The 24983-nt window shown below is 72.9% G+C and carries 29 protein-coding genes; 17 read left to right on the top strand and 12 right to left on the bottom strand.

Annotated features, from left to right (window positions below):
- Positions 1 to 15: 15 nt before the first annotated feature.
- Complete coding sequence (locus AMK11_RS31045; protein ID WP_073731429.1) at positions 16 to 834, bottom strand: hypothetical protein; 819 nt, start codon at positions 832 to 834, stop codon at positions 16 to 18.
- 271 nt (positions 835 to 1105) lie between these two features.
- Here AMK11_RS31045 and fabG point away from each other — a divergent pair, with 271 nt between their 5' ends.
- From fabG to AMK11_RS31020, 5 genes are all read left to right on the top strand, one after another.
- Positions 1106 to 1867 (top strand): 3-oxoacyl-ACP reductase FabG, encoded by a 762-nt coding sequence (gene fabG, locus AMK11_RS31040; RefSeq protein WP_073731428.1) that lies wholly within the window; start codon positions 1106 to 1108, stop codon positions 1865 to 1867.
- A 43-nt stretch (positions 1868 to 1910) separates the two neighbouring features.
- Complete coding sequence (locus AMK11_RS31035) at positions 1911 to 2672, top strand: SDR family oxidoreductase (protein ID WP_073731427.1); 762 nt, start codon at positions 1911 to 1913, stop codon at positions 2670 to 2672.
- A gap of 208 nt (positions 2673 to 2880) precedes the next feature.
- A complete protein-coding gene (locus AMK11_RS31030; protein WP_073731426.1) occupies positions 2881 to 4467 on the top strand; it encodes an ABC transporter substrate-binding protein in 1587 nt (528 codons plus the stop codon).
- 94 nt (positions 4468 to 4561) lie between these two features.
- Entirely contained in the window at positions 4562 to 5245 is a 684-nt protein-coding gene (gene ung / locus AMK11_RS31025; protein WP_073731425.1) for a uracil-DNA glycosylase, read from the top strand.
- Between the two features lie 88 nt (positions 5246 to 5333).
- The gene (locus AMK11_RS31020; protein ID WP_073731424.1) at positions 5334 to 5897 is read left to right on the top strand and encodes a hypothetical protein; all 564 of its coding nucleotides are present in this window, start codon (positions 5334 to 5336) and stop codon (positions 5895 to 5897) included.
- A gap of 31 nt (positions 5898 to 5928) precedes the next feature.
- Here the strand turns inward: AMK11_RS31020 and AMK11_RS31015 are convergent, their stop codons facing one another.
- The 3 genes from AMK11_RS31015 to AMK11_RS31005 form a co-directional block, all read right to left on the bottom strand.
- Complete coding sequence (locus AMK11_RS31015; RefSeq protein ID WP_383583343.1) at positions 5929 to 6435, bottom strand: hypothetical protein; 507 nt, start codon at positions 6433 to 6435, stop codon at positions 5929 to 5931.
- 112 nt (positions 6436 to 6547) lie between these two features.
- On the bottom strand, positions 6548 to 7060 hold the full coding sequence (locus tag AMK11_RS31010; RefSeq protein ID WP_073731423.1) for a DinB family protein: 513 nt from the start codon (positions 7058 to 7060) through the stop codon (positions 6548 to 6550).
- A 43-nt stretch (positions 7061 to 7103) separates the two neighbouring features.
- Positions 7104 to 7712, bottom strand: coding sequence for a TetR/AcrR family transcriptional regulator (locus AMK11_RS31005; RefSeq protein ID WP_073731422.1), 609 nt, complete (start codon positions 7710 to 7712; stop codon positions 7104 to 7106).
- A gap of 99 nt (positions 7713 to 7811) precedes the next feature.
- Here AMK11_RS31005 and AMK11_RS31000 point away from each other — a divergent pair, with 99 nt between their 5' ends.
- Both AMK11_RS31000 and AMK11_RS30995 read left to right on the top strand, forming a co-directional pair.
- Positions 7812 to 8993 carry an FAD-dependent monooxygenase gene (locus AMK11_RS31000; RefSeq protein WP_073731421.1) on the top strand — a complete coding sequence of 394 codons (1182 nt, stop codon included), beginning with the start codon at positions 7812 to 7814 and terminating at the stop codon, positions 8991 to 8993.
- A 13-nt stretch (positions 8994 to 9006) separates the two neighbouring features.
- Positions 9007 to 9912 carry a Gfo/Idh/MocA family protein gene (locus AMK11_RS30995; RefSeq protein WP_073731420.1) on the top strand — a complete coding sequence of 302 codons (906 nt, stop codon included), beginning with the start codon at positions 9007 to 9009 and terminating at the stop codon, positions 9910 to 9912.
- Here AMK11_RS30995 and lnt read toward each other — a convergent pair.
- The gene (lnt, locus tag AMK11_RS30990) at positions 9836 to 11410 is read right to left on the bottom strand and encodes an apolipoprotein N-acyltransferase (protein ID WP_073731419.1); all 1575 of its coding nucleotides are present in this window, start codon (positions 11408 to 11410) and stop codon (positions 9836 to 9838) included. The genes AMK11_RS30995 and lnt overlap by 77 nt on opposite strands.
- 174 nt (positions 11411 to 11584) lie before the next feature.
- Here lnt and AMK11_RS30985 point away from each other — a divergent pair, with 174 nt between their 5' ends.
- Positions 11585 to 12325, top strand: coding sequence for an SDR family oxidoreductase (locus tag AMK11_RS30985; RefSeq protein WP_073731418.1), 741 nt, complete (start codon positions 11585 to 11587; stop codon positions 12323 to 12325).
- Positions 12326 to 12344: 19 nt separating this feature from the next.
- On the opposite strand, the gene AMK11_RS30980 is transcribed toward AMK11_RS30985, so the two are convergent.
- From AMK11_RS30980 to AMK11_RS30970, 3 genes are all read right to left on the bottom strand, one after another.
- Positions 12345 to 12524 carry a hypothetical protein gene (locus tag AMK11_RS30980; RefSeq protein ID WP_073731417.1) on the bottom strand — a complete coding sequence of 60 codons (180 nt, stop codon included), beginning with the start codon at positions 12522 to 12524 and terminating at the stop codon, positions 12345 to 12347.
- Between the two features lie 62 nt (positions 12525 to 12586).
- Complete coding sequence (locus AMK11_RS30975; RefSeq protein ID WP_073731416.1) at positions 12587 to 13462, bottom strand: undecaprenyl-diphosphate phosphatase; 876 nt, start codon at positions 13460 to 13462, stop codon at positions 12587 to 12589.
- Between the two features lie 149 nt (positions 13463 to 13611).
- Positions 13612 to 14391: a TVP38/TMEM64 family protein gene (locus tag AMK11_RS30970; RefSeq protein WP_073731415.1), complete on the bottom strand. Its 780-nt coding sequence runs from the start codon at positions 14389 to 14391 to the stop codon at positions 13612 to 13614.
- A gap of 49 nt (positions 14392 to 14440) precedes the next feature.
- On the opposite strand from AMK11_RS30970, the gene AMK11_RS30965 reads away from it, so the two are divergent.
- The 3 genes from AMK11_RS30965 to AMK11_RS30955 all read left to right on the top strand — a co-directional run bounded on the left by AMK11_RS30965 (position 14441) and on the right by AMK11_RS30955 (position 17484).
- Positions 14441 to 15163, top strand: coding sequence for a DNA alkylation repair protein (locus AMK11_RS30965; RefSeq protein WP_073731486.1), 723 nt, complete (start codon positions 14441 to 14443; stop codon positions 15161 to 15163).
- 277 nt (positions 15164 to 15440) lie between these two features.
- Entirely contained in the window at positions 15441 to 16610 is a 1170-nt protein-coding gene (tuf, locus tag AMK11_RS30960; RefSeq protein WP_073731414.1) for an elongation factor Tu, read from the top strand.
- Positions 16611 to 16638: 28 nt separating this feature from the next.
- Positions 16639 to 17484, top strand: a complete 846-nt coding sequence (locus AMK11_RS30955; protein ID WP_073731413.1) for a spermidine synthase — start codon at positions 16639 to 16641, stop codon at positions 17482 to 17484.
- Positions 17485 to 17508: 24 nt separating this feature from the next.
- On the opposite strand, the gene AMK11_RS30950 is transcribed toward AMK11_RS30955, so the two are convergent.
- The gene (locus tag AMK11_RS30950; RefSeq protein WP_073731412.1) at positions 17509 to 18561 is read right to left on the bottom strand and encodes a hypothetical protein; all 1053 of its coding nucleotides are present in this window, start codon (positions 18559 to 18561) and stop codon (positions 17509 to 17511) included.
- Between the two features lie 37 nt (positions 18562 to 18598).
- On the bottom strand, positions 18599 to 19582 hold the full coding sequence (locus tag AMK11_RS30945) for a hypothetical protein (RefSeq protein ID WP_073731411.1): 984 nt from the start codon (positions 19580 to 19582) through the stop codon (positions 18599 to 18601).
- Between the two features lie 86 nt (positions 19583 to 19668).
- Between AMK11_RS30945 and AMK11_RS30940 the strand changes: the two genes are divergently transcribed.
- Together AMK11_RS30940 and AMK11_RS30935 are read left to right on the top strand one after the other, a co-directional pair.
- Positions 19669 to 20106 carry a DUF4442 domain-containing protein gene (locus AMK11_RS30940; protein WP_073731410.1) on the top strand — a complete coding sequence of 146 codons (438 nt, stop codon included), beginning with the start codon at positions 19669 to 19671 and terminating at the stop codon, positions 20104 to 20106.
- 111 nt (positions 20107 to 20217) lie between these two features.
- Entirely contained in the window at positions 20218 to 20841 is a 624-nt protein-coding gene (locus tag AMK11_RS30935) for a DedA family protein (RefSeq protein WP_073731409.1), read from the top strand.
- 68 nt (positions 20842 to 20909) lie between these two features.
- On the opposite strand, the gene AMK11_RS30930 is transcribed toward AMK11_RS30935, so the two are convergent.
- The gene (locus AMK11_RS30930; protein ID WP_073731408.1) at positions 20910 to 21440 is read right to left on the bottom strand and encodes a gamma carbonic anhydrase family protein; all 531 of its coding nucleotides are present in this window, start codon (positions 21438 to 21440) and stop codon (positions 20910 to 20912) included.
- A 119-nt stretch (positions 21441 to 21559) separates the two neighbouring features.
- On the opposite strand from AMK11_RS30930, the gene AMK11_RS30925 reads away from it, so the two are divergent.
- The 3 genes from AMK11_RS30925 (at position 21560) to AMK11_RS30915 (ending at position 23670) form a co-directional block, all read left to right on the top strand.
- Positions 21560 to 22363, top strand: coding sequence for an acyltransferase (locus AMK11_RS30925; RefSeq protein ID WP_073731485.1), 804 nt, complete (start codon positions 21560 to 21562; stop codon positions 22361 to 22363).
- A 133-nt stretch (positions 22364 to 22496) separates the two neighbouring features.
- Complete coding sequence (locus AMK11_RS30920) at positions 22497 to 23069, top strand: helix-turn-helix domain-containing protein (protein ID WP_073731407.1); 573 nt, start codon at positions 22497 to 22499, stop codon at positions 23067 to 23069.
- A gap of 43 nt (positions 23070 to 23112) precedes the next feature.
- Positions 23113 to 23670, top strand: a complete 558-nt coding sequence (locus AMK11_RS30915) for a YbaK/EbsC family protein (protein WP_073731406.1) — start codon at positions 23113 to 23115, stop codon at positions 23668 to 23670.
- 33 nt (positions 23671 to 23703) lie between these two features.
- Here AMK11_RS30915 and AMK11_RS30910 read toward each other — a convergent pair whose 3' ends face one another.
- A complete protein-coding gene (locus AMK11_RS30910) occupies positions 23704 to 24111 on the bottom strand; it encodes a CoA-binding protein (protein WP_073731405.1) in 408 nt (135 codons plus the stop codon).
- A gap of 152 nt (positions 24112 to 24263) precedes the next feature.
- On the opposite strand from AMK11_RS30910, the gene AMK11_RS30905 reads away from it, so the two are divergent.
- Entirely contained in the window at positions 24264 to 24974 is a 711-nt protein-coding gene (locus AMK11_RS30905) for a hypothetical protein (RefSeq protein WP_073731404.1), read from the top strand.
- Positions 24975 to 24983: the final 9 nt, after the last annotated feature.

Genomic DNA, 24983 nt, shown 5'->3' with positions numbered 1-24983 from the left:
CCTGCCCGGGGGTGGTCAGACGCGACGCCGGCGCCTGAGGACGAACGCGGCGGCGATCGCCACGCTCGCCACGCCGGTCAGGCCGATGCCGATGTCCCTGCCGCTCGGGCCCGTGCCCGAGGCTCCGCCCAGTCCGCCCTGGGTGCCGAGCGTCGGCGTGACGGCCGGCGAGGTCGCGGGACCCGGCACGGCCGTGGTCGGCGCGGCCGGGGCGGGGGTGGTGGTGGGGGTGGGACGAGGCTTGGAGGTCGCGGAGATGGTCGGGGGCGCGTCCCGACGCGGCGGTGCCCCACCGGCCGCGCCGCCGTCCGCCTCCCGGGCGGCACCGACCCCGGCCTGGTCGATCCGGCCCTGGCCGATCCCGGCCTGGTCGTTGCCCACCTGGCCGAACCCGGCCTGTTCGATGCCCATGTGACCAGTGCCGGCCTGGTCGGTCCGGCCCTCTTCGGGGCTGTCCTGGCCGAATCCGCCCTCACCGTTGCCGCCCTGGTCCGGGCGGTACTCCTCCAGCCCCGTCCCGTCGGGGCGGTACTCCTCGAGACCGCCGTCGCCGGGCCCGCCCGAGTCGGCTCCGGCTTCGCCGGTCTCTCCGTCGCCCGGCGGTCCGTCGCCGAGTGCGTCCGGCGAGAGCTCGTCGGGCGAGAGCGCGTCCGGCGAGAGTGCGTCGGGCGACCACGGGTCGGTGCCGCCCGGGTCGCTGTCGGAGACGGTCTGCACCGCCTTCTGGTGGGTGAGGGTCCAGGAATCCGGGTCCTGGGCGTGTGCGGGGTCGGCCAGCGGCACGATCGCGGCGATCGCGACGGCTATGCCTGCGGCACCGGTACGACGGCGCATGGACGCCTCCTTTCCGGCCACGAATGGCTCCGCTCCGACGCTAGGCGCGCCGCGACGCGGCGGCCCGCAGCGCTGGGCCGATCGGGCGAGCGCGGCGACTGGTCCCGCGTTCGGCCGCCGGGGAATGGATCACACCGCACCGGTGTCCCGTTGACACCGGGTGCCAGGGCTTCTAGCGTCACGTCTGCGGAAGGTACTAAGCGGTCGCTCACCCAAGGTGGCACCGTGGAATCCCGCACGGGCCGCATCCCCAGGACGAGGAGAAGCAGCAATGTCCACCACTGAGCAGCGGGTCGCCGTCGTCACCGGAGCCGCGCGTGGCATCGGTGCCGCCACGGCCGTACGACTGGCCGCCGAAGGCCGCGCCGTCGCCGTCATCGACCTCGACGAGGCCGCCTGCAAGGACACCGTCGAGAAGATCACCGCGGCCGGCGGCAAGGCCGTCGCGATCGGCTGCGACGTCTCCGACGAGGCGCAGGTCGAGGCGGCCGTCGCCCGGATCGCCGAGGAACTGGGCGCGCCGACCATCCTCGTCAACAACGCGGGCGTGCTGCGCGACAACCTGCTGTTCAAGATGAGCGTCTCCGACTGGGACACCGTCATGAACGTGCACCTGCGCGGCGCCTTCCTGATGTCGAAGGCCTGCCAGAAGCACATGGTGGACGCCGGTTTCGGCCGCATCGTCAACCTGTCCTCGTCCTCCGCCCTCGGCAACCGCGGCCAGGTCAACTACTCCGCCGCCAAGGCCGGTCTGCAGGGCTTCACCAAGACCCTCGCCAAGGAGCTCGGCAAGTTCGGCGTCACCGCCAACGCCGTCGCCCCCGGCTTCATCGCCACCGAGATGACCAAGGCCACCGCCGACCGCGTCGGCATGGGCTTCGACGACTTCAAGGCCGCCGCCGCCACCCAGATCCCGGTCGCCCGCGTCGGCGAGCCCGACGACATCGCCAACGCCATCGCCTTCTTCACCGGCGAGGCGGCCGGATTCGTCTCCGGCCAGGTGCTGTACGTCGCCGGCGGACCGCTCGACTAGGGCACGCGGAGACCAGGGAACACCGGGATTAGGGACCACTGACATGACTGAACTCCCCGCCCTCTCCGGGAAGGTCGCGCTCGTCACCGGCGCCAGCCGCGGCATCGGCTACGGCGTCGCCGAGGCACTCGTCGCACGCGGCGACCGCGTCTGCATCACGGGCCGCAACGAGGACACGCTGAAGGAGGCCGTCGACAAGCTCGGCGCCGACCGGGTCATCGGCGTCGCCGGCAAGGCGCACGACGAGGCCCACCAGGCCGTCGCCGTCGAGCGCACGATGGAGGCCTTCGGCCGCGTCGACTTCCTGGTCAACAACGCCGGCACCAACCCGGTCTTCGGGCCGATCGCCGACCTCGACCTGAACGTCGCGCGCAAGGTCTTCGAGACCAACGTGATCTCGGCGCTCGGCTTCGCCCAGCGCACCTGGCACGCCTGGCAAAAGGACAACGGCGGCGCGATCGTCAACATCGCCTCCGTCGCGGGCCTGTCGCCCTCGCCCTTCATCGCCGCCTACGGCGTCAGCAAGGCCGCGCTGATCAACCTCACGGCACAGCTGGCGCACGAGTTCGCGCCGGGGGTGCGGGTCAACGCGATCGCCCCGGCGGTCGTGAAGACCAAGTTCGCCGCCGCCCTGTACGAGGGCCGCGAGGAGGAGGCCGCGGCGGGCTACCCGCTGGGCCGGCTCGGCGTGCCCTCCGACATCGGCGGCGCCGCCGCCTTCCTCACCTCGGAGCAGTCCGCCTGGGTCACCGGCCAGACCCTCGTGGTCGACGGCGGCATCTTCCTCAACGCCGGCGTGGCCTGATCTCGCCCGCCTCCCGCCCGCCGGGACACGTCCGGACACGGGCGCCGTCGACGACGACGGCGCCCGTGTCCGCGTTTCGAGACCAATGGGCGATGACAACGTAGTCATCGTCGAATGATCAAAACCCCTGTTCAGAAGGGGGTTCAGGTGGCGTGGGGCTGCGGTATGGTCTGCCGACCCTTGGTACGGCGGATCGAGGAGCGTGCGCGTGTTCAACCGGAACCGAGGCCTGCGGCGGATCGCGGCCATCGTGTCCATATCGACGCTGGTCACCGGGTGCGGCATCCTGTCGTCCGACAGTTCGGAGGACGAGGGACCCATCGTGGTGGGCACGACCAGCGCCCCCAGCACCCTCGACCCGGCCGCCTCCTGGGACGGCTCCTGGGAGCTGTTCCGCAACGTCTACCAGACGCTCCTCAGCTACCCCAACGGTGCGACCGCGCCCGAGCCCGACGCCGCCGAGAACTGCGCGTTCACCGACTCCGCGAACCAGGTGTACCGCTGCGAGCTGCGCGAGGGCCTCACCTTCTCCAACGGGGAGCCGCTGGACGCCCAGGCGGTCAAGCACTCGATCGACCGGATCAAGGACATCAACGTCAACGGCGGCCCCGCCGGACTGCTGGGCACCCTCGAGAGGGTCCAGGCGCCGAGCGAGCGGGAGGTGGTCTTCCACCTCGGCAAGCCCGACGCCACCTTCCCCTTCGTGCTCGCCACACCCGCCATGTCGATCGTCGAACCGGGCAGCTACCCGGCGGACGCCCTGCGCGAGGACGGCGGGATCGTCGGCTCGGGCCCGTACACGCTCCAGTCGTACGAGGAGGGAGAGCGCGCCGAACTCGTCCGCAACGACCGCTACAAGGGCTTCGCCGACCGCCACAACGACGCGGTCACCATCCGCTACTTCAAGGACTCCGCCGGCATGGTCAAGGCCCTGCGCGACGGGGGCATCCACGTCACCTACCGGGGTCTCGCGGCCGACGACATCATCACGCTGCAGGGCAGGACCAGCAAGGACGAGGACCTCCAGCTGGTCGAGGGCAGCGGCACGGAGATCCGCTACCTCGTCTTCAACCCCGAGGACCCGTGGGCGGGCCGGAAGGAAGTGCGCCAGGCCGTCGCCCAGGTGATCGACCGGAACGCGATCGCCCACAAGATCTACCAGGACACCGTCGACCCGCTGTACTCCATGGTCCCCAAGGGCCTGACCGGTCACACCACGGGCTTCTTCGACGACTACGGCGACCCCAGCGTCGACAAGGCCCGCGAGATCCTCACCGACGCCGGCATCACCGAACCCGTCCCGCTCACCCTCTGGTACACGAGCGACCGCTACGGCTCCGAGACGGAGCTGGAGTTCAAGGAGATCAAGCGCCAGCTCGACGCCTCGGGCCTGTTCGACGTCGCGCTGAAGAGCCGCCCCTGGAAGACGTATGTCACCGGATACCAGAAGGGCGAGTACCCGGTGTTCGGACGCGGCTGGTCGCCCGACTTCCCGGACGCGGAGAACTTCATCGCACCCTTCGTCGGTGAGCAGAACGCGCTCGGGACGCCCTACCTGGCACCGGAGATCACCGGCGAGCTGCTGCCGCGCTCACGCCGGCAGAGCGACCGGGCCAACGTGGAGAAGGACTTCGAGCGCGCGCAGCAGATCCTCGTGGACGACGTGCGGCTGCTGCCGCTGTGGCAGGGCAAGCAGTACGTGGCCACCAGCACCGACATCTCGGGCGCGGAGCGGGCCATGGACCCGTCGACGATCATGATGATGTGGCAGCTGTACCGCAAGACCAGCTGGTAGGGGCTGCCGTTCCCCCGGTGGGTGCGTGCGTTGTCAGTGGTCGCCGGTAGGTTCTTCAGGACTGGAAGCGACCGCACAGCGTAAGGAAGTTGACGTGACCGACATCGCCATGCTGCCCGAGTCCTGGCGCGAGGTGCTGGGCGGCGAACTGCAGGAGCCCTACTTCAAGGAGCTGATGGAGTTCGTCGAGGAGGAGCGGGCGAACGGCCCCGTCTACCCGCCGCGCGAGGAGGTCTTCGCCGCGCTGGAGGCCACGCCGTACGACCGGGTGAAGGTGCTGGTCCTCGGGCAGGACCCGTACCACGGCGAGGGCCAGGGGCACGGGCTGTGCTTCTCGGTCCGGCCGGGCGTCAAGGTCCCGCCGTCCCTGCGCAACATCTACAAGGAGATGCACGCGGAGCTGGGCACCCCGATCCCGGACAACGGCTACCTGATGCCGTGGGCGGAGCAGGGCGTCCTGTTGCTCAACGCGGTGCTCACGGTCCGGGCCGGCGAGGCGAACTCGCACAAGGCCCGCGGCTGGGAGCTGTTCACCGACGCGGTGATCCGCGCGGTGGCGAACCGGCCCGACCCGGCGGTGTTCGTCCTGTGGGGCAACTACGCGCAGAAGAAGCTGCCGCTGATCGACGAGGCGCGGCACGCGGTGGTCAAGGGCGCGCACCCCTCGCCGCTGTCGGCGAAGAAGTTCTTCGGCTCCCGCCCGTTCACGCAGATCAACGAGGCGGTCGCGGCGCAGGGCCACGAGGCGATCGACTGGGCCCTCCCGAACCTGGGCTGACCCGCGCGTTATGGGCCGCCTGACCGGGATCGCCGGCATGTGCCGTTAGCGTCGTCGGGGACAGCCGACGACGGGCACGGAGGACGCGGTGGCCAAGGGACAGGAGCAGGCGGCGCCGGACGCCGTCCTGACGCGGATCGGGCAGGTCGCCATGCTGCACCACGCGGGTGACCGCGAGGAGGCCCGGCTCCGGTTCCTGAGCCTGTGGGCGGAGATCGGCGAGCACGGCGACCCGCTGCACCGCTGCACCCTCGCCCACTACCTGGCCGACACCCAGGACGACCCGGGTGACGAACTGGCCTGGGACCTGCGGGCCCTGTCGGCCGCCGAGGAACTGGCGGACGGCGGGCCGGCCGGCCGGGGCGAGAGCGGCGAGCTCGCCGCGCGGGCCCTCTACCCCTCGCTGCATCTGAACCTGGCCGCCGACTACGACCGCCTCGGCCACGGCGAGGCCGCCCGGCTGCATCTGCGGCGCGCCCGCACGGCCGCCGGCGCGCTGGCCTTCGACCGTTACGGCGAGGGTGTGCGCGCGGCGATCGACCGGCTGGCCCGTCGCCTGGCCGATGCCGGGCCGCCGGGCGAGGCCGGGCCGCCCGCGGACGGGCCCGAGCGCCCCGACGGGTGGTGGGGGCCGCCGCGGCAGCGGCCGTAGCCCGGCCGCCGCCGCGGGACTCGCTCCGTACTCAACGGCCGTACGTCCGGTCGCAGATGACCGCCTCGGGGCTGCCCGGACGCCAGCCGCCGTACTTCTTGCCCAGGGAGCAGATGTCCGCGTTCTTCCCGGTGCCGGTGTCGCCGCCGGGCGACCGCGGGACGTCGGGGACCACGGCACGGGGGCGCTCGGGCGCTCGGGTCCGCTCCGGCGGCTCGGGGCGGGCCGGGGGCGGCTGTTGTTCCGGGCGGGCCCGGGCGGCCGGCGGCTCGTGTTCCGGCGGGTCCGCCGGGGGCGCCGTGCGGCGCGGCTCGTCGGCCGGGTGGTCCGGGGCCCGGGAGGGGCCGATCATCTCCAGTGCCTCGCGGGCCGGCGCCTGCACGACCCGCGGTTCGGCCGGACCGTCCGGACGGGGCGCGGACGAGCGGGCGCCGGGTGCCGACGGGTCGGCCGCGGTCGGGCCCTGGACCGTCGTACAGCCGGTCAGGGCCGCGGCCACGGTCACCAGGAGAGCTGCGGTGGTCGTCGTTCGATGCACCCGCGCCACTCTGGCGGGTCGGGCCCCTGCCGCGACGGCGGACAGGCGCAGGTTGCCCCGCACGGGTGATCTCCGGCCCCGTACGGAGGCCCGTGTGCCGCCCTGGGTGACGTCAGTCGCCCGTGACGCCGTCGATGCGTTCGCGGAGCAGGTCGGCGTGCCCGTTGTGGCGCGCGTACTCCTCGATCATGTGGGTGTGGATCCAGCGCAGGGTGTAGCGCTCACCGGTGCGCCGGTGCTTGCCCCGGGTCGGTGCGTCCAGGGGGACACCGGCGGCGTTGCGCCGGGCCGCCTCGATCTCGGCCTGCCAGGTGGCGTGGGCCTGCGCGAAGGTGTCCGACTCGGTCAGGCGGAACTCGCCGTCCGGGTCCGCGTCGGAGTAGTAGATGGGGTCCGCGTCCTCGTCGGCCAGCACCCTGCGGTACCAGCTGCGCTCCACCTCGGCCATGTGCCGCACCAGCCCCATCAGGGACAGCGTGGAGGGTTCGACGGCGGCGGTCCTGAGCTGGGCGTCGGTGAGGCCCTCGCACTTCCACGCGAGGGTCTGCCGGTGGTACTCCAGCCAGCCCTCCAGCATGGTGCGTTCGTCGGATTCGGGGACGGGTTCGCGGCGCTCGGTCGTCATGGCGGCATCCTCGCTCACCCGGTGCCCCGCCCACCATCTGGTTTCATCCGTCCAGCAGCCCGTCCAGCAGCTCGCGCAACCCGGCCCGCACCTCCGCCAGGTCCGGAACCTCGGCGTGGAAGGACCCGGCCACGCAGCTGAACATCAGCCCGTCCGCCCAGGCGACCAGCGACAGCACGTGCCGGGCGGGGTGGGCCGAGCCCATGGCGATGACGAGCGCGCCCAGCTGGTCCCGGAATCGGGCGCCCGCAGCGTCGAAGTGGGCCCGCAGTTCCGGGCGGCGCGTGGCCTCCAGGGCCAGTTCGTAGCGGGCCAGGGTCAGTTCACGGTTCCGGGTGAGCGCCCGGTGCGTGGCCAGCGCCAGCGCGTCCACCAGGGCGTCGAGACCGGCCCGCGGGTCCGGCATCTCGTGCAGCGCCAGCACCCGTGCCTCCCGGTCGGCCAGGCGGCGCACCGCCAGTTCCAGGAGTGCCTGCCGGGTGCGCGCGACGTTGGAGGTGGAGCCCTGGGGGAGTGCGGCCGCCTCGTCGACCGCGCGGTGTGTGAGTCCGCGCATACCGCGCTCGGCGAGCAGGGCGAGAGCGGCGTCGGCGACGAGGTCGGCGCGGGAGGCGCCCGTGGGGGGCGCGGGGGATGCGGTGCGTGCGGGCATGAAGTCAACCTACCTTCCCTACTACGGCTGTAGTACAGTCGAGTCGAGGGTTTCACTACACTTGTAGTTAAGTCGGTGGGTCGGAGAAGGGACAGAGCCATGCCAGACACGAAACGGGCCGTCGTGATCGGCGGCGGGATCGGCGGGCTGACCGCGGCGGCGGCCCTGCACCGGCGCGGTCTGCGCGTCACCGTCCTGGAGCGGGCCGCCTCGCTCCAGCCGGTCGGCGCGGCGATCTCCCTGTCGCCCAACGCGCTGCGCGCCCTGGACGTCATCGGGCTCGGGGACGAGATCCGCGGCCTCGCCGCCTGGCAGGGCGACGGGGGACTGCGCACACCGGGCGGACGCTGGCTCTCCCGCTCGAACGCCGAGGCCGCCGCGGCACGGTTCGGTGGTCCACTGGTGCTGCTGCACCGGGCCACGCTCATCGACCGCCTGGCCGCGCTGCTGCCGGCGGACGCCGTCCGCACCGGCGCCGACACGCGGCTCGCCGACGCCGGCGACCGCGACCGGCCGGCCCGCGTGCGCACCCCGCACGGCGAGCTGGAGGCCGACCTGGTCGTCGCGGCCGACGGCATCCACTCCGCCGTACGCGGCACGCTGTTCCCGCGCCACCCGGGGCCCGTCTACTCCGGCTTCACCACCTGGCGGGTGGTGATCCCGGTCCCCGGCGCCGACTTCGCCTCGCACGAGACCTGGGGCCGGGGCCGCATCTGGGGCACGCACCCGCTCAAGGACGGCCGGGTCTACGCCTACGCCGCCGCCGTCGCCCCGGCGGGCGGGCACGCGTCCGACGAGAGGGCCGAGCTGCTGCACCGGTACGGCGACTGGCACGACCCGATCCCCGCCGTCCTCGCCGCCGCCCGCCCCGAGGACGTCCTGCGCCACGACGTGCACCACATCGCCGAGCCGCTGCCCGCCTACCACGGGGGCAGGGTCGCCCTCGTCGGCGACGCCGCGCACGCCATGCCGCCCACCCTCGGCCAGGGCGGCAACCAGGCGATCGAGGACGCGATCGTCCTCGCCCACCACTGCGACGACCTCGCCGCCTACACGGCCGCGCGCCTGCCCCGCACCACCGCCGTCGCCCGCCAGGCCGTGAAGGTCGCGCGCCTCAACCTGATGACCGGCCGGGCCGGGACCGCCGTACGCGACGCCGCGATCGCCGCGCTGTCCAAGGCCGGACCCGCCCTCTTCCTGCGGAGCTTCGACGGCATCGCCGACTGGCGGCCCCCGCGGTCCCCGTATGCTTCCCGGCAGACCCAGGCAGGCGAGCGTTAGAGGAGCACACCCCGTGAAGGTCGGCGTCATCGGACTCGGCGACATCGCGCAGAAGGCCTATCTGCCGGTGCTCGCCGTCCTGCCCGGGGTGGAACTGCACCTGCAGACCCGCACCCCCGCCACGCTCACCCGGGTCGGCGAGAAGCTGCGCCTCCCGTCGGAGCGGCTCCACGCCGACCTCGACGCACTCCTGGCCGCGGGCCTCGACGCCGCCTTCGTGCACGCGCCGACCGCCGTCCACCCCGAGATCGTGACCCGGCTGCTCGAAGCCGGCGTCCCGACCTACGTCGACAAGCCGCTCGCCTACGAACTCGCCGACTCCGAGCGCCTGGTGACCCTCGCCGAGGAGCGCGGCACCAGCCTCGCCGTCGGTTTCAACCGGCGCCACGCCCCCGGCTACGCGCAGTGCGCCGAGCACCCGCGCGAGCTGATCCTCATGCAGAAGAACCGCACGGGTCTGCCCGAGGACCCCCGCACGATGGTCCTCGACGACTTCATCCACGTCGTCGACACGCTCCGCTTCCTGGTGCCGGGCCCGGTCGACGACGTCACCGTGCGCGCCCGCGTCCAGGACGGCCTGCTCCACCACGTCGTCCTCCAGCTCGCCGGCGACGGTTTCACCGCCCTCGGCGTCATGAACCGGCTCAGCGGCTCGGCGGAGGAGATCCTCGAGGTCTCCGGCCAGGACACCAAACGCCAGGTGGTCAACCTCGCCGAGGTGATCGACCACAAGGGCCAGCCGACCGTGCGGCGGCGCGGCGACTGGGTCCCGGTGGCCCGGCAGCGCGGCATCGAACAGGCGGTGCTCGGCTTCCTGGACGCGGTGCGCGCCGGCAAGGTGCTCAGTGCCCGGGACGCGCTGGAGACCCATGAGCTGTGTGAGCGGGTGGTACGCGCGGTGCACGAGCGTTCCGCCTGAGCCGCACCGCCCGGACGCCTTCGCCGACGCCCCAGGCCGCGAGGATCAGCAGCGACGCGTGCGGCGTCCAGTCGCCGAAGCGGACGTACGGCGTCGTCCCGTGCGTCACCGGAACCTCGTACACCCGCGACTCGCTCGCGTCCGTACCGAGCCACGAACCGATCCGCGCGCCGTTCGCGTCGTAGACGGCCGAGACGCCGGTCAGCGTCGAGTGCACCATCGGCCGGCCGGTCTCGGCGGCGCGCAGCGCGGCGAGCGAGGCGTGCTGCTCCGGCGCCCAGGTGTCCTGGAAGGTCGACGTGGACGACTGGGCGAACAGCACCTCGGCGCCGTCGGCGGCGAGCTGGCGGCTCATGTCGGGGAACGCGCTCTCGAAGCACACCATCGGCCCGATGCGCAGCCCGTCCCCGACCTCCATCACCACCTGCTCACTGCCCCGCCGCCGGTCCTCGCCCGCAGCCTCGCCCACCGACGTGGCCCACCCCAGCAGGGAGCGCGCCGGGATGTACTCCCCGAAGGGGACGAGCCGCATCTTGTCGTACCGGTCGCCGGTCGGGCCGTCGGGACCGACGAGCACGGAACTCTTGTAGATGCCCGGCTTGTCCGAGCGCCGCGCGTCCACGTTGACCAGGATGTCCGCGCCGGTCTCCCGCGACAGCGCCGCGAGCCGCCGGGACAGGTCGGGCCGGTCGTCCAGGTCGAAGCCGACGCTGCTCTCGCCCCAGACGATCAGGTCGAGGTCCCGGCCGGCGAGCCCGCGGGTCAGTTCCTCCTCGCGGTCGAAACGCCGGTCGGCGCTGTCCGCCCCGGCGACGACGCCCGGCTGCACCACCCCGATCGCCACCCGCTCACCGCCTTCGGGGCGCGGGGACCAGACCCAGGCGGCGGAGGTCGCCGCGGCGGTGGCCAGCAGCCCCGCGAGAGCGGGCACCCGGGCCCGGCGGACGGCGACGAGCACCGTCACGGCGACGTTGACGGCCACCACCAGGAAGCTCAGCAGCCACACGCCGCCCACCGATGCGAGGCGCAGCGCCGGGGCCACCTGCCACTGACTCGCGCCGAGCACGCCCCAGGGGCCGCCGAGCCCCTCCCAGGAGCGGACCAGCTCCACCGCCAGCCAGCCCGACGGCAGCACCACGAGCGCCGCCGCCACCCGGCCGGCCGAGGGCGCCCCGCCCAGCATCCGGCGCACCAGCCAGCCCCAGGGCGCCCACAGCGCGCCGAGCAGCGCCGCGATGACGAACGTGAACACGTGCAGGTTGGGCAGCAGCCAGTGGTGCATGGCCAGCATGAAGCCGAAGCCGCCGCACCAGCCGTCGTACACGGCGCGCTTCCCGCGCGGCGCGCTGCGGGCCAGCAGCAGCCAGGGCACCAGGGCGATCCAGGCCCACCACCACAGGGCCGGGCCCGGAAAGGCGAGCACGGGCAGCGCGCCGGCGAGTACGGCGGTGGCCGAGCGGCGCCACGGGGAGGCGAGCCAGTGACCGAGGATCTTCATGGGCGCCTCCCTACCCCGTGGTCCCTTCAGTGTGCGCTCTCGACGAGGGCGGATTCAGTTGATCACATCGGATGTCCGCACCCGGTGAAGCGCGACCTCCGCGTAGGATGATCGATGATCGATCAAAAGGTCGGGCGGCTCCGCGCTCCCGGCCCTCGCTCACTGGAGGTACGCATGTCACGTCCCCTCACGGTGGTCACCGGTGGCAGCCGGGGCATCGGTGCCGCCACCTGTCTGCGGCTCGCCGCCGACGGGCACGACGTCGTCGTGGGCTATGTGCGGGACGCCTCGGCCGCCGAGGCGGTCGCGGCCGGGGTGCGCGAGGCGGGTGGCCGCGGCCTCGCGGTGCGGGCGGACACCTCGGCCGAATCCGACGTCGAGCGGCTCTTCGAGGTGGCGGAGGAGCGGCTCGGACCGGTGACGGGCCTGGTGAACAACGCGGCGGTGACCGGACCGCTCGGCCGGCTCGCCGACAGCGACACCGCGACCCTGCGCCGGGTCCTCGACGTCAACCTGCTGGGCGTGCTGCTGTGCTCCCGCCGCGCCGCGCAGTTGATGACCGCGCGGGGCGGCGGCGCGATCGTGAACGTGTCGTCGGGCGCCGCGACCATCGGCAGCCCGGGGGAGTACGTCCACTACGCGGCGAGCAAGGCGGGCGTCGACGCCCTCACCCTGGGCCTGGCCAAGGAACTCGGCCCGGACGGGATCCGCGTCAACGCCGTCGCGCCCGGGGTCATCGACACCGAGATGCACGCGGCCATGGGCGACCCGGAACGCGCCCGGCGGATGGGTGCGGCCGTCCCGATGGGGCGCCCCGGCCGGGCGGAGGAGATCGCCGCGGCGATCTCCTGGCTGATGTCGCCGGACGCCTCGTACACGACGGGATCGGTGCTGCGGGTGGCCGGCGGACGCTGACGTCCGGGCCCGGGGCCGCTCAGGCCGCCTCGATGACCTCGCCGCGGATCGCGGTGGCCCATTCGACCACCAGCAGCTCGTACTCCACGCGCTCCTGTGCCGACAGGGTCCCGCCCGCTCGCCGCCACAGGGCACGGATCTGGTCGTTCAGCTCCGCCGCGGACCGCACGGAACCAGGAGTCACGGAATCGGGGGACATGCGGACAAGCCTAGGGGCCCGCACTGACAGTGCGCTACCGGACGGCTACACAAGCGGTCCGGTCAGTGGGCCGACTCCGCGGCGTGCGGGCTCAGGACACCCGCGAAGACCAGGACGATGATGACGATGCCGAGCGCGATCCGGTACCAGACGAACGGCATGAAGCTCTTAGTGGAGATGAACTTCATGAACCACGCGATCACCGCGTACCCGACGGCGAAGGCGATGACCGTCGCGAAGAGCGTCGGGCCCCAGGAGATGTGGTCGCTCTCCATCGCGTCGGTGAGCTCGAACAGGCCGGAGGCCAGCACCGCCGGGACGGCGAGCAGGAACGAGTACCGGGCCGCGGCCTCGCGCCGGTAGCCCATGAAGAGGCCGCCGCTGATGGTCGCCCCGGAGCGGGAGACGCCGGGGACGAGGGCCATGGCCTGGCAGAGGCCGTAGATCAGGCCGTCCCGGACGGTCAGGTCCGTCAGTTCCTTGCGCTGCTGCGGCGCGCGGTGCCGGCCGCCCTTCTCGTCCCGCGCGGCCATCCGGTCCGCGATGCCGATGATCACGCCGACGACGATCAGCATGGTCGCGGTGATCCGCAGGTCGCGGAACGGACCCTCGATCTGGTCCTTCAGCGTCAGCCCCAGCACACCGATCGGGATCGAGCCGACGATCACCAGCCAGCCCATGCGGGCGTCGGGGTCGTGGCGCATCTCCTTGTTCGTCAGCGACCGCGTCCAGGCGGAGAGGATCCGCCCGATGTCCTTGCGGAAGTAGATGAGGACGGCGGCCTCGGTGCCGATCTGCGTGATCGCGGTGAAGGCCGCGCCCGGGTCGTGCCAGCCGGAGAACGCCGCGGTCAGGCGCAGGTGCGCGCTGGACGACACGGGAAGAAACTCGGTCAGCCCCTGGACGAGTCCGAGGATGAGTGATTCAAACCAAGACATGAAGTTACGGAGTCCAAGTGCCGATCGAAAACGGGCATGGACACACCGAACCGCCGTGTGCGGTGATCAGGATCAGGCGTGTCGAGGGGCAGCGTAGCGCCCCAAAGTGAAGATCAGCCCACAGGGAGTTGACCTCCGGGAGCCTCCCGTCAGTTCCCGCGCAGCCGGTGCCGCTTGCGCCAGGCCACCACCGCGCCCGCCAGCCCCGGCAGCGCGATACAGGCCAGCGCGATCAGGAAGGCCGGTGAGGTCGGCGTCGAGGCACGGGCGCCGGCCACGGCGTAGGCGGCGGTGTTGGGGATCGAGCCCAGCCCTGTCGCCAGCAGGAAGGGCAGCAGCCCCATGCGGGAGACGGCCGCGCAGTAGTTGACGGCGGCGAAGGGCACCCCCGGGAACAGCCGTGCCGCCAGCACCGAACGGAAACCGTGCCCGCTCAGCTGCCCGTCCGCGGCCTTCAGCCACTTGCCCCGCAGCAGCGGGCGCAGCGCCTCCTGGCCCAGCACCCGGCCCAGGCAGAAGGCGATGCCCGCGCCGAGCACCGTCCCCGCCAGCGCGGAGGCGAGGCCGAGCTGGGAGCCGAACAGGGCGCCGGCGGCCAGATTCAGCAGCGGACGCGGTACGAACGCGACAGTGCACACTCCGTACGCCACCGCGTACGCGACCGCCGCCGCGAGCCCGCCGAGCTGCGGGGGCCAGCCGTCGGTCAGCAACTCCTGCGGCTGGAACAGCAGGACCGCCGTGGCGGCGGAGGCCAGCAGCAGGACGAGCAGGGAGAGCCGGGACCACGGGGAGAGCAGGACTCTCGTCACGCGGGCGGCGGCACCGGCCGGTGGGACCGGCCCGGCGGCCGTGGCGACGGCGAGCTCTGTCGCGGCGGTCCGGGGAGAGACCGTGGCGGTGCCCCCAGAGCGGGTGGTGGCATCGAACATCCGGTGACACTAACCGACAAATGTGTGTGATCGCCGTATGGTGCGTCTCATGAGCGTCACAGCCAAGGAAATTCCGGACGTGCCGCGCAGCCCCTACGCGGACACCGTGATGGAGCGGCTCACCGCCGTGTACGGCGCCGCGGCCGAACCCGAACGGGCCGCCGGCATGCGGGCGTACATGAAGGACGTCGCTCCCTTCCTGGGTCTGACCTCGCCCGTTCGCCGCGCCCTGACCCGCACCGTCCTGGCGGGAACACCCCGTCCGGCGGAGGCGGACCTCACCGCCGTGGCGCTCCGCTGCTGGCGGTTGCCCGAGCGCGAGTACCAGTACTTCGCCGTCGATCTCCTGCGCCGTCATGTGACGCATTGCTCTTCCGGATTCCTGCCCGTGGTCCGGCATCTGCTCACCACGGCCCCGTGGTGGGACACCGTCGACCTGCTCGCGGCGCACGTCGTCGGGGGACTGGTCGCGGCCGACCGCGGCCTCACCGCCGACATGGACGCCTGGAGCGCGGACGAGGACAGGTGGCTGGTCCGCACGGCGCTGCTCCACCAACTGCGGTACAAGGAACGCACCGACACCGACCGGCTCTTCGGCTACTGCCTGCGCCAGGGCGGCCACGACGACTTCTTCGTCCGCAAGGCCATCGGCTGGAGCCTGCGCGAGTACGCCAAGACCGACCCGGACGCCGTACGCGCCTTCGTGGCCGGGCACGGGCCGCGCCTGGCACCGCTGTCCGTGCGGGAGGCGCTGCGGAACATCGGTCCGTAGCCGACCGGGGCGGCACGCTCCGGACTTCCGTGCCGTCAAAAACCATTCGACCCCGGGCAGCGCGTCGGCGAGGATCGGCGTCATGTTCCGGCACGCCTTCCACCTCGCAGCGTCCGCGGTCGCGGATGCCCCGAAGGCTGCCGTCATCCTCTTCCCGGCAGCCGTCGACGGCGCCCGAAGCTGACCCTCCCCGGATCGTCCGGCGGACCCCGCAGGGGGAGGGTCGGCCAGTCCCCCCTGGGGTCCCACCACCGCCACGAGGCTTCGAGGAACCGCCATGTCCAAGACGGCGTACGTCCGCACCAAACCGCACCTCAACATCGGCACCATGGGCCACGTCGACCACGGCAAGACCACCCTGACCGCCGCCATCACCAAGGTGCTCGCCGAGCGCGGCGCCGGCACGTTCGTGCCGTTCGACCGCATCGACCGCGCCCCCGAGGAGGCGGCGCGCGGCATCACGATCAACATCGCGCACGTCGAGTACGAGACCGACACCCGGCACTACGCGCACGTCGACATGCCCGGCCACGCCGACTACGTCAAGAACATGGTCACCGGCGCCGCCCAGCTCGACGGGGCGATCCTGGTCGTCTCCGCGCTGGACGGGATCATGCCGCAGACCGCCGAACACGTCCTGCTGGCCCGGCAGGTGGGCGTCGACCACATCGTCGTCGCCCTCAACAAGGCCGACGCCGGGGACGAGGAGCTCACCGACCTCGTGGAGCTGGAGGTCCGGGAACTGCTCACCGCGCACGGTTACGGCGGGGACGCCGTGCCCGTCGTACGGGTCTCGGGGCTGAGGGCGCTGGAAGGCGACCCGCGGTGGACGGCCTCCGTGGAGGCGCTGCTCGACGCCGTGGACACGTACGTGCCCATGCCCGAGCGGTACCTGGACGCGCCGTTCCTGCTGCCGGTGGAGAACGTGCTCACCATCACCGGCCGCGGCACGGTCGTCACCGGAGCCGTCGAGCGCGGCACGGTCCGCGTCGGCGACCGCGTCGAGGTGCTCGGCGCGTCCGTCGAGACGGTCGTCACCGGCCTGGAGACCTTCGGCAAGCCGATGGAGGAGGCCCAGGCCGGGGACAACGTGGCGCTGCTGCTGCGCGGCGTCGCCCGTGACACGGTGCGCCGGGGACACGTGGTCGCCGCGCCCGGCAGCGTCGTACCGGCACGGCGGTTCACGGCGCGGGTGTACGTGCTGTCGGCGCGCGAGGGCGGGCGCTCGACGCCCGTCGCCACGGGATACCGGCCGCAGTTCTACATCCGGACCGCCGACGTGGTCGGGGACGTGGACCTCGGTGAGGCGGCCGTCGCCCGGCCCGGGGACACGGTCACGATGACCGTGGAGCTGGGGCGGGACGTGCCGCTGGAGACCGGGCTCGGGTTCGCCGTCCGCGAGGGCGGGCGGACCGTGGGCGCGGGGACCGTGACGGCCGTCGGCTGAGTCGGCCGTCGGTTGGCACAATGGGTAGGTGAACGAAGCCATACCCGTCACCCGTGTCACCGACCACGGCACCGCCAAGCTCATGCCCGACGTCGACCGGGAACGGGCCTGGCTGCTCACCGTCGACGGGGCTCCGCAGTCCTACGTCGACCTGGACGAGCCGGCGCACCTGGAGTTCGAGTACACGCGCCGGCTCGGCCACGTCCTGGACACGGTCGCCGAGCCGGCGCGAGCGCTGGACGCGCTGCACCTGGGCGGTGGCGCGTTCACCCTGCCCCGGTACCTGGCCGCGACCCGGCCCGGTTCCCGCCAGGACGTCGTCGAGGCAGACCGGGGACTGCTGGACCTGGTCGCCGAGCACCTGCCCCTTCCGGACGGCGCGGGCGTCACCGCCCACGGCGCCGATGCCCGCGCCTGGCTGGAAGCTGCCCCCGAGGACTCGGCCGACGTCCTGGTCGCCGACGTCTTCGGGGGCTCACGCGTGCCCGCGCACCTGACCTCCATCGGCTACGCCGGTGCGGCGGCCCGCGTCCTGCGCGCCGACGGCGTGTACGTGGCCAACCTGGCCGACACGGCGCCGTTCGGCTTCCTGCGCTCCCAACTGGCGACGTTCGCCGCCCTCTTCGCGGAGCTCGCGATCATCGCGGAACCGGGCGTGCTGCGCGGACGCCGCTTCGGCAACATCGTCCTCGTCGCCGCGCACCGGCCCCTCGACACGGCGGCGCTGGCCAGACGCACCGCCGCCGACGCCTTCCCGGCCAGGGTCGAGCACGGGCCCGCCCTGCGGGACTTCACCGGCGACGCGCGCCCGGTGCGGGAGGAGGACGCGGTGCCCTCGCCCGTGCCTCCCGCGGGGGCGTTCGGCATCGGCTGAGTACAACGGCTGAGTACCGGGTTCCTAGGACTCGGTCGGAGGCTCCTCGGTGAGGCGGACGGTGCTCAGGATCTTCTGGATCGTGGCCTCCGGCACCTCTTCCTTGACGCCCTTGGCGCCGTAGAGGTTCCAGGTGACGAAGTCCCCGGCGCCGTTCTTGAAGGCGAAGGTGATCGCCTTGCCCTCGCTGTCGCACTTCCCCTTCTGGGGCGTGCCCTCTGAGTGCGCCGTGATGACGCTGCCCTCGAGGCCGGAGGCGGTCGTGTACGCCTTCGGCTTGCCGTACTTGACGCTCTTCTTGTCCGGCTGGGTGTAACCGCCGAAGATCCACCACGGCACCCGGGTCTCGGCCGCCATGTTCGTGTCCTTGGCGCCGCTCTCCCCGCGCGTACCGGCGGTGGCGAGGGCGGTGCTCTCCTTGCGGCCGTCCTTGTTCTCGTCCGTGGTGCACCACTCGGACTTGAGGTAGGCCGGGGCGGTGACCGTGGTCCGGTCGAGCTTGCCGTCCTCCTTCTCCCACTCGAAACCGACGCTGGTGTCGGTGCTGTCGAGCTCCCAGTCGGCGGGCACGTCGAACATGGTGCCGAAGCGCGGGTTGGCGACGACCTGCCAGCCCTCGACGGTCGGCTTCAGCTCGCCACCGCCGCGCGGATTGTCGCCGGTGCCGGACGCGCTGGGATCGGCGGTCGGGGACTGCGACTTCTCCGCGGACGCGGACGCGGTCGGCTTCTTGTCCTTGCCGTCGTCGGCCTGGTCGTCCTTGTCACCGCCCAGCACCAGGAACCCGGTGACCCCGGCGGCCACCACGACCGCGAGCGCCGCGACGATCGCGACCACCTTGGTCCGGTTCCCGCCACCGCCACCGCTGCCGCCGGTGGCCGCCATCGGAGTGGTGACGGGCTGCGGCGTGCTCCACTGCTGCTGCCCGTACGCGCCGGGCTGCTGCTGGTAGCCGGGCTGCTGGTACGGATTCGGCTGCTGGTACCCCGGCTGCTGGTACGGGTTGTTCTGCGGATTGTTCGGCGGATTGTTCTGCGGGTTCTGCTCGCCCCCGGGCGGCTGCTGTCCTGGCCACATGAGCAGTCACCCTAATGCCGCCGAGGACACGATTCGGTCACTGCCCTTTGTCAGGGACGTACCGAACGGTGGCGAGGATCTTCCGGACGGTGCCGTCCGGCACCTCGTCGGCGACGTCCGCCGCACCGTAGAACGACCAGGAGACGAGGTCGCCGTCTGCGGTCTCGAAGGCGAACGTCGTCGCCTTGCCGTCCACGTCGCACTTGTCCCGCTTCTCGACCCCGGTCGACCGGGAGGTGGCGACGCTGCCCGCGATGCCGGAGGACGTGGTGAAGGAGGTCACCGGTCCCGTCGTCACCTTGTCGTGCGCCGGCTGGGCGAAGGCCCCGTAGACCCAGGCCGCCGAGTCCTTCCGGGCGATCTCCTCGGTGCCGCGCGCCCCGTCGTTGCCCCGGGTGCCCGCACTGGCCAGGGGGACGTGGTCGACCCAGCCGTCCCGGTCGCTGTCCGCCGCGCACCACTTCTCCTCGAGGACGGCCGGGGCCCTCATGGCGACCAGGGGCTTGTCCTCGGGGTCGTCGTTCTCCGCCACGTAGGTGACCCAGGTGGGCACCTTCGGCACCCAGGAGGCCGGCACGTCGAAGGCGATGCCCAGGTCGGGGTTGGTGACGGCCTGCCAGCCCTCGACGGTCGCCCGCGGTCCGTCCGCACCGGCGGCCGACGCGGGCGCCGAGGAGGCGGTGGGGCCGGGCTCGGCCCGGTCGTCACCGCCGCCCAGCAGGAGAGTCCCCGTGACGGCGGCGGCGACCACGACGGCCGCGGCTGCCACGATCGCCACCACCTTCGTACGGCCGCCGCCCGGTCGCCGGCCGGGCGGCGGGGCGCCCGTGAACGCGGGGGTGTGCCAGGCCGCGGGCGGCTGCTGGCCCGCGTAGGGCGACTGCCCGGCGTACGGCTGGGGCTGCCCGGCGTACGGGGGCTGCCCGGCGTAGGGCTGGGGCGGCTGGTGGCCGGGCCGCGGATACGGGTCGGGACGCTGCGAGTTCGGTCCGCCGGCGGACGGCTGTTCTCCTGGCCACATGGCCGACAAGCATACGGCGATCATTCGGCGTGCCTGGTCCTCGGATGCTACTCACGGGTAACCTGTCGTCCATGAGCGCAGACCAGATGTCGATAGGCGAGTTGCTCGCCGCCACGGTGCCGATGGTCAGGACCCTGAACCTCGAGTACCTGGAGACCACGCCGGAGAAGGCCGTACTGGCCCTCCCGGACCAGAGCGAGTACCGCAACCACGTCGGCGGACCGCACGCCGGAGCCATGTTCACCCTGGGCGAGTCGGCCAGCGGCGCGATCGTGCTGGCGGCCTTCGGCGACCAGCTCTCCCGGGCGGTGCCGCTGCCGGTCACCGCGGAGATCGCCTTCAAGAAGATCGCGCTCGGCCCGGTCACCGCCACGGCGACGCTCGGCCGCCCGATCGCCGAGGTCGTGGCGGAGCTGGACGCGGGCAGCCGCCCCGAGTTCCCGGTCGGCGTCACCATCCAGCGCGAGGACGGCGCCGTGACCGGTGAGATGACCGTCACCTGGACCCTGCGTCCCAACGGCTGACACCCGCTGAACAGGTAGGCTTCCCGGGTCGCCTCGGTCGAGGCGACCCGGGAAGCGGCAGTCAGGCCCACCCGGACCCGGAAGCAGGGGCGCGAATCGGAGGGTGTGGCGTTGCACGTCCAGGAGTGGCTCGACACGGTGCCCGCGGTGGCCGTCTACGCCGTGGTCGGACTCGTCATCGCACTGGAGAGCCTGGGCATCCCGTTGCCGGGCGAGATCATCCTGGTCTCGGCGGCCCTGCTGTCCTCCCAGCACGGCGGCATCGACCCGCTCGTCCTGGGCGCCTGCGCCAGCGCCGGCGCGGTGATCGGCGACTCCATCGGGTACGCCATCGGCCGCAAGGGCGGTCGGCCACTGCTGGCCCGGCTGGGGAAGAAGTTCCCCAAGCACTTCAGCGAGGGGCACATCGCCACCGCCGAACGGTCCTTCCAGAAGTGGGGCATGTGGGCCGTGTTCTTCGGCCGCTTCGTCGCCCTGCTGCGCATCTTCGCGGGTCCGCTCGCCGGTGTGCTGCGGATGCCGTACTGGAAGTTCCTGGTCGCCAACGTCCTCGGCGGCATCGTCTGGGCGGGCGGCACCACCGCCGTCATCTACTACGTCGGCGTCGTCGCCGAGTCCTGGCTGAAGCGCTTCTCGTGGCTGGGCCTGGTGCTGGCCGTGGCCATCGGCATCGCGTCGATGCTGATCCTGAGGCGCAAGGCGGCCAAGGCCCAGCCTCTGACCGCCGGGGACTGAGGCGCCCCGACAGGGGCGCGGGGAACGGCGCGAGCAACCACGAACAACCCGCGGACGGCCTCTCGCCGTCACTCAGTAAACGCTTCCCGATGCTGCGAGGCCAGCGCCGCGTACATCGTGCCGTTCAGCGTGACCCCCTGACGCTCCTCCTCCGTCAGCTCCCGCTTCACCTTCGCCGGCACCCCCGCCACCAGCGACCCCGGCGGCACCTCCATGCCCTGCGGTACCAGCGCCTGCGCGGCGACCAGCGACCCGGCGCCGATCACCGCGCCGTTGAGGACCGTCGCCCCCATGCCGATGAGACAGTCGTCACCGACGACGGCCCCGTGCACCACGGCGTTGTGCCCGATGGAGACCCGCTCGCCGACCGTGACGGGGAAACCGGGGTCGGCGTGGAGCGTGCAGTTGTCCTGGACGTTGCTGTCCGCGCCGACGGTGATCCGCTCGACGTCGCCGCGCAGCACCGCCCCGTACCAGACGCTCGCCCCGGCGTGCAGCGTCACGTCGCCGACGACCGAGGACGTCGGTGCCACGAAGGCCTCCGCGTCCACCTTCGGTTCCCTGCCGCCGATGCCCGTGATCAGCGCCTGCTGCGTCATCTTCGCCTCCTGTTCGGGTGATACCCGGGGTGATGTACGGCACCGTACGCCACCCGGTGGGGTGAAGATCACAGGCCTCCCGCGTCATGGCCGCAGGGCACGCGGACTACCGTGAGCGGGTGCCGAAGCGCAAGAACACGTATCCGTCCTGGCGGACCCGCCTCGCGCAGCGGGCCGTCCACGCGGGCTGGGCCTGGGTGCAGCGCACCGGCTCCGTCACCGCCGCACACCCCGGACGCTTCCGCTTCGGCGCCCTCGGCACGGGCACCCGCCTCGCCTTCCCCCTCGGCACGGTCTTCGGCGAGCCCTGGATCCACGTCGGCGCCCACTGCATCATCGGCGAGCAGGTCACCCTCACCGCCGGACTCATGCCCGACCTGGATCTGGGGCCCGAGCCGATCCTGCGCATCGGCGACGGAGTCGTCCTGGGCCGCGGCAGCCACGTCATCGCGGACACCACGGTCACCATCGGCAGCGACTGCTACTTCGGCCCGTACGTCTACGTCACCTCCACCAACCACTCCTACGACGACCCGCACCAGCCCATCGGCAAGCAGTGGCCCCGCATGGACCCGGTGGAGATCGGCCCCGGCTGCTGGATCGGGACCGGCGCGGTGATCCTGCCCGGCGCCCGCGTCGGCCGGAACGTGGTGGTGGCCGCCGGCGCGGTGGTCCGGGGCACGGTCCCCGACCACGCGGTGGTGGCGGGCGCCCCCGCACGGGTCGTACGGCGCTGGACGCCCGACGCCGGCTGGCAGCCGCCCCTGCGGACGCCCGCTCCCGTGCCGATACCCGACGGGATCACGCCCGGACAGCTCCGGGCGCTGTCGCAACTGGACGACGAGGCGGTGGCCCGGCTCGCCGAGTTGGACGACCGGCCGGCGACGGCGGGGAAACTGGCGGAACCGGCGGGCGAGAGCTGAGGGTTCGGGCGCCCGGCGGTACGGTTCAGGGCGCCCCCGCAGTACAGTTCGGTGAACGTTCGGGTGCGGCCGACGGCGGTCCGGGGCACCGCACCGCGTCGCCCGGATCAGTGAACCAACGCATGGACGGAATGTGGCGGACCTCGACCTGCTGACCCAGTCCCTGGCGCGCAACGTCAGGCGCTGGCGCGCCGAACGCGGCTTCACCCTGGAGGCGCTCGCCGCGCGGGCGGGTGTCAGCCGCGGCATGCTCATCCAGGTCGAGCAGGCCCGCACCAACCCCAGCCTCGGCACGGTCGTGAAGATCGGCGACGCACTCGGCGTCAGCATCACCACCCTCCTCGACTGGGAACAGGGCTCCACGGTCCGCGTCGTCCCCGCCGAGCAGGCGGTACGGCTCTGGCACACCGACGCGGGCAGCTTCAGCCGGCTGCTCGCCGGGAGGGAGGCGCCCGGCCCGCTGGAGATGTGGGAGTGGCGGCTGATGCCGGGCGAGAGCAGCCCGTCCGACCCGCACCCCACCGGCACGGTCGAGCTGGTGCACGTCACGGCCGGGGAACTCACGCTCACCGTCGACGGCGTGGCGCACCGGGTCCCGGCGGGGGCGAGCGCCTCCTTCGAGTCCGACACCGCCCACACCTACGGCAACGAGGGCGACGCACCGATGGAGATGATCTTGGCGGTCTCGGTGCCGCCCGTCCGCTGAGACGACCGTCCGCTCCGGCGCCCGCCGTTGCTAGCGTGCGGCCATGCACGCACCCATCGGCACCTTCGACAGCGCCAAGCCCGCCCCGGACGCCCTCGACGAGCTGACCCGCCCGGTCGCTGACGCCGTACGCCACTGGCGCGGCAGCGTCCCCGCCGACCAGATCGTCTACGTCGACACTGATCCGGAGTGGGCCGACACCGCCACGTTCGTCGAGCACTACGGCGGTGAGCTGCTCGAACAGTCCGCCAACTGCGTCGTGGTCACCGGCAAGCGGGGCGGCGGCACGACCCTCGCCGCCTGCGTGGTGCTCTCCACCACCCGGGTCGACGTCAACGGTGTCGTACGCCGTCACCTGGGCGCCCGCAAGGCATCCTTCGCGTCCATGGACACGGCGACCGGCGAGACCGGCATGGAGTACGGCGGCATCACCCCGGTCGGCCTGCCCGCCGACTGGCCCGTGCTGGTGGACCCGGCCGTCGTCGACCTGCCGTACGTCCTCGTCGGCAGCGGACGCCGGCGCGGCAAGCTCCTGGTGCCGGGCAAGGCCTTCGCCGAGCTGCCGGGGGCCGTGGTCCTCGAAGGGCTGGGCGTCGCCTGACGCCCACGCGGCGGCCTGACGGGCGGTGCGGACTCAGCCGAGCCGGGGGATCTCGATCGCGGGGCAGCGGTCCATCACCATGTCCAGGCCCGCGGCCCGGGTCCGCTCGTACGCGGCCTCGTCGATCACACCGAGCTGGAACCAGACGGCGGCGGCGCCCTTCGCGACCGCCTCGTCGGCGACCGCGCCGGCCAGCTCGCCGTTGACGAAGACGTCCACGACGTCCACCTCGAAGGGGATGTCCGCCAGGGAGGCGTAACCCTGCTCCCCGTGCACCGTCTCCGCCTTGGGATGCACGGGTACGACGCGCTTGCCGAAGCGCTGGAGCACCTCGGCGACCCCGTACGCCGCGCGCTGCCGGTTGGACGACAGGCCGACCACGGCCCAGGTGTCGCCGAGCTCGGTGAGGATCTTGCGGGCGGTTGCCTCGTCGCCGTACACCGGCGGCCTCCTTGGACTCCTGGACGACTCGCGTGTCGGGCCTTCCGGTGGGACAACGGACGGCGCGGTCCCGGGATTCCCGAGGGAAAGGGTGAACGGCCGGCGAGCGCGCCCCCGGTGCGGCACGGCCCCACCACGCCTACGCTCACCCCGTGCTGCGCATCATCGACGCCCGAACCGGACAGCCCGTTCCCGCCGCGCCCGCCCGGCGGGGCCCGACCCGCGTCCACGTCCACGCGCCGGGTCCCGGGACGGCCGGGGCGCGTGTGCTGCTCGTCGCCGACCTGCTGATCCGCGCCCTGGAACTCGACGGCACGCCCGCGTGGGCGCTGCTGAGCGACGGGAAGGACGGGACCCGGCTGCGCGACGCGGCGGCCGCCCTCGGCATCCGCCCCTTCGAGGACGCCGGCGCCTTCGGCCCGGGCGCCGGCCAGACCGTGCACGTGGTGCGCGAGGGCGGCGCGGCTCCCGAGGGGACGACGGTCGCGGTGGCCGCGGCGGAACCGTCCGCGCCCGACCTCTCCGACCCCGACGCCCTGCGTCTCGCCTTGCTGGCACAGAACCACCACGCGCGCGTGGAGCTCGACGCGACCGCGCTGGACGACGCCCGCGACACCCTCGCCCGCTGGCGCCGCGCGGTCGCCGCCTGGGCGCGGCAGCCGTCGCGCCCGGTGCCCGGCGAGGTGCGCGACCGGCTGCGGACCGCCTGGGAGAACGACGTGGACGCGCCCGGGGTGCTGCGGGTCCTGGGCCAGGTGGAGACGGCACCGGACCTGCCCGACGGAGCCCGGTTCGAGACCTACGCCTACGCCGACCGGTTCCTCGGCCTCCACCTCGCCCGGGACGTCGGGGCCCCGCAGTGACGCGGCGGC

The sequence above is a fragment of the Streptomyces sp. CB02414 genome, from assembly GCF_001905385.1.
Lineage (GTDB): Bacteria > Actinomycetota > Actinomycetes > Streptomycetales > Streptomycetaceae > Streptomyces.
The sequence above is the reverse complement of the archived record's forward strand: the minus strand, read 5'-3'. Positions and strand labels throughout refer to the sequence as shown.

What these genes read in the sequence shown, in the direction of transcription:
- lnt (WP_073731419.1), bottom strand. Translation starts at nt 11,410, where the DNA reads ATGAAGATCCTCGGTCACTGGCTCGCCTCCCCGTGGCGCCGCTCGGCC.
- AMK11_RS31035 (WP_073731427.1), top strand. Translation starts at nt 1,911, where the DNA reads ATGACTGAACTCCCCGCCCTCTCCGGGAAGGTCGCGCTCGTCACCGGC.
- fabG (WP_073731428.1), top strand. Translation starts at nt 1,106, where the DNA reads ATGTCCACCACTGAGCAGCGGGTCGCCGTCGTCACCGGAGCCGCGCGT.
- AMK11_RS30965 (WP_073731486.1), top strand. Translation starts at nt 14,441, where the DNA reads ATGAGCGTCACAGCCAAGGAAATTCCGGACGTGCCGCGCAGCCCCTAC.
- AMK11_RS30970 (WP_073731415.1), bottom strand. Translation starts at nt 14,391, where the DNA reads ATGTTCGATGCCACCACCCGCTCTGGGGGCACCGCCACGGTCTCTCCC.
- AMK11_RS30915 (WP_073731406.1), top strand. Translation starts at nt 23,113, where the DNA reads ATGCACGCACCCATCGGCACCTTCGACAGCGCCAAGCCCGCCCCGGAC.
- AMK11_RS31010 (WP_073731423.1), bottom strand. Translation starts at nt 7,060, where the DNA reads ATGACGACCGAGCGCCGCGAACCCGTCCCCGAATCCGACGAACGCACC.
- AMK11_RS31000 (WP_073731421.1), top strand. Translation starts at nt 7,812, where the DNA reads ATGCCAGACACGAAACGGGCCGTCGTGATCGGCGGCGGGATCGGCGGG.
- AMK11_RS30940 (WP_073731410.1), top strand. Translation starts at nt 19,669, where the DNA reads ATGTCGATAGGCGAGTTGCTCGCCGCCACGGTGCCGATGGTCAGGACC.
- AMK11_RS30985 (WP_073731418.1), top strand. Translation starts at nt 11,585, where the DNA reads ATGTCACGTCCCCTCACGGTGGTCACCGGTGGCAGCCGGGGCATCGGT.
- tuf (WP_073731414.1), top strand. Translation starts at nt 15,441, where the DNA reads ATGTCCAAGACGGCGTACGTCCGCACCAAACCGCACCTCAACATCGGC.
- AMK11_RS31005 (WP_073731422.1), bottom strand. Translation starts at nt 7,712, where the DNA reads ATGCCCGCACGCACCGCATCCCCCGCGCCCCCCACGGGCGCCTCCCGC.
- AMK11_RS30975 (WP_073731416.1), bottom strand. Translation starts at nt 13,462, where the DNA reads ATGTCTTGGTTTGAATCACTCATCCTCGGACTCGTCCAGGGGCTGACC.
- AMK11_RS30950 (WP_073731412.1), bottom strand. Translation starts at nt 18,561, where the DNA reads ATGTGGCCAGGACAGCAGCCGCCCGGGGGCGAGCAGAACCCGCAGAAC.
- AMK11_RS30980 (WP_073731417.1), bottom strand. Translation starts at nt 12,524, where the DNA reads ATGTCCCCCGATTCCGTGACTCCTGGTTCCGTGCGGTCCGCGGCGGAG.
- AMK11_RS30945 (WP_073731411.1), bottom strand. Translation starts at nt 19,582, where the DNA reads ATGTGGCCAGGAGAACAGCCGTCCGCCGGCGGACCGAACTCGCAGCGT.
- AMK11_RS31045 (WP_073731429.1), bottom strand. Translation starts at nt 834, where the DNA reads ATGCGCCGTCGTACCGGTGCCGCAGGCATAGCCGTCGCGATCGCCGCG.
- AMK11_RS30930 (WP_073731408.1), bottom strand. Translation starts at nt 21,440, where the DNA reads ATGACGCAGCAGGCGCTGATCACGGGCATCGGCGGCAGGGAACCGAAG.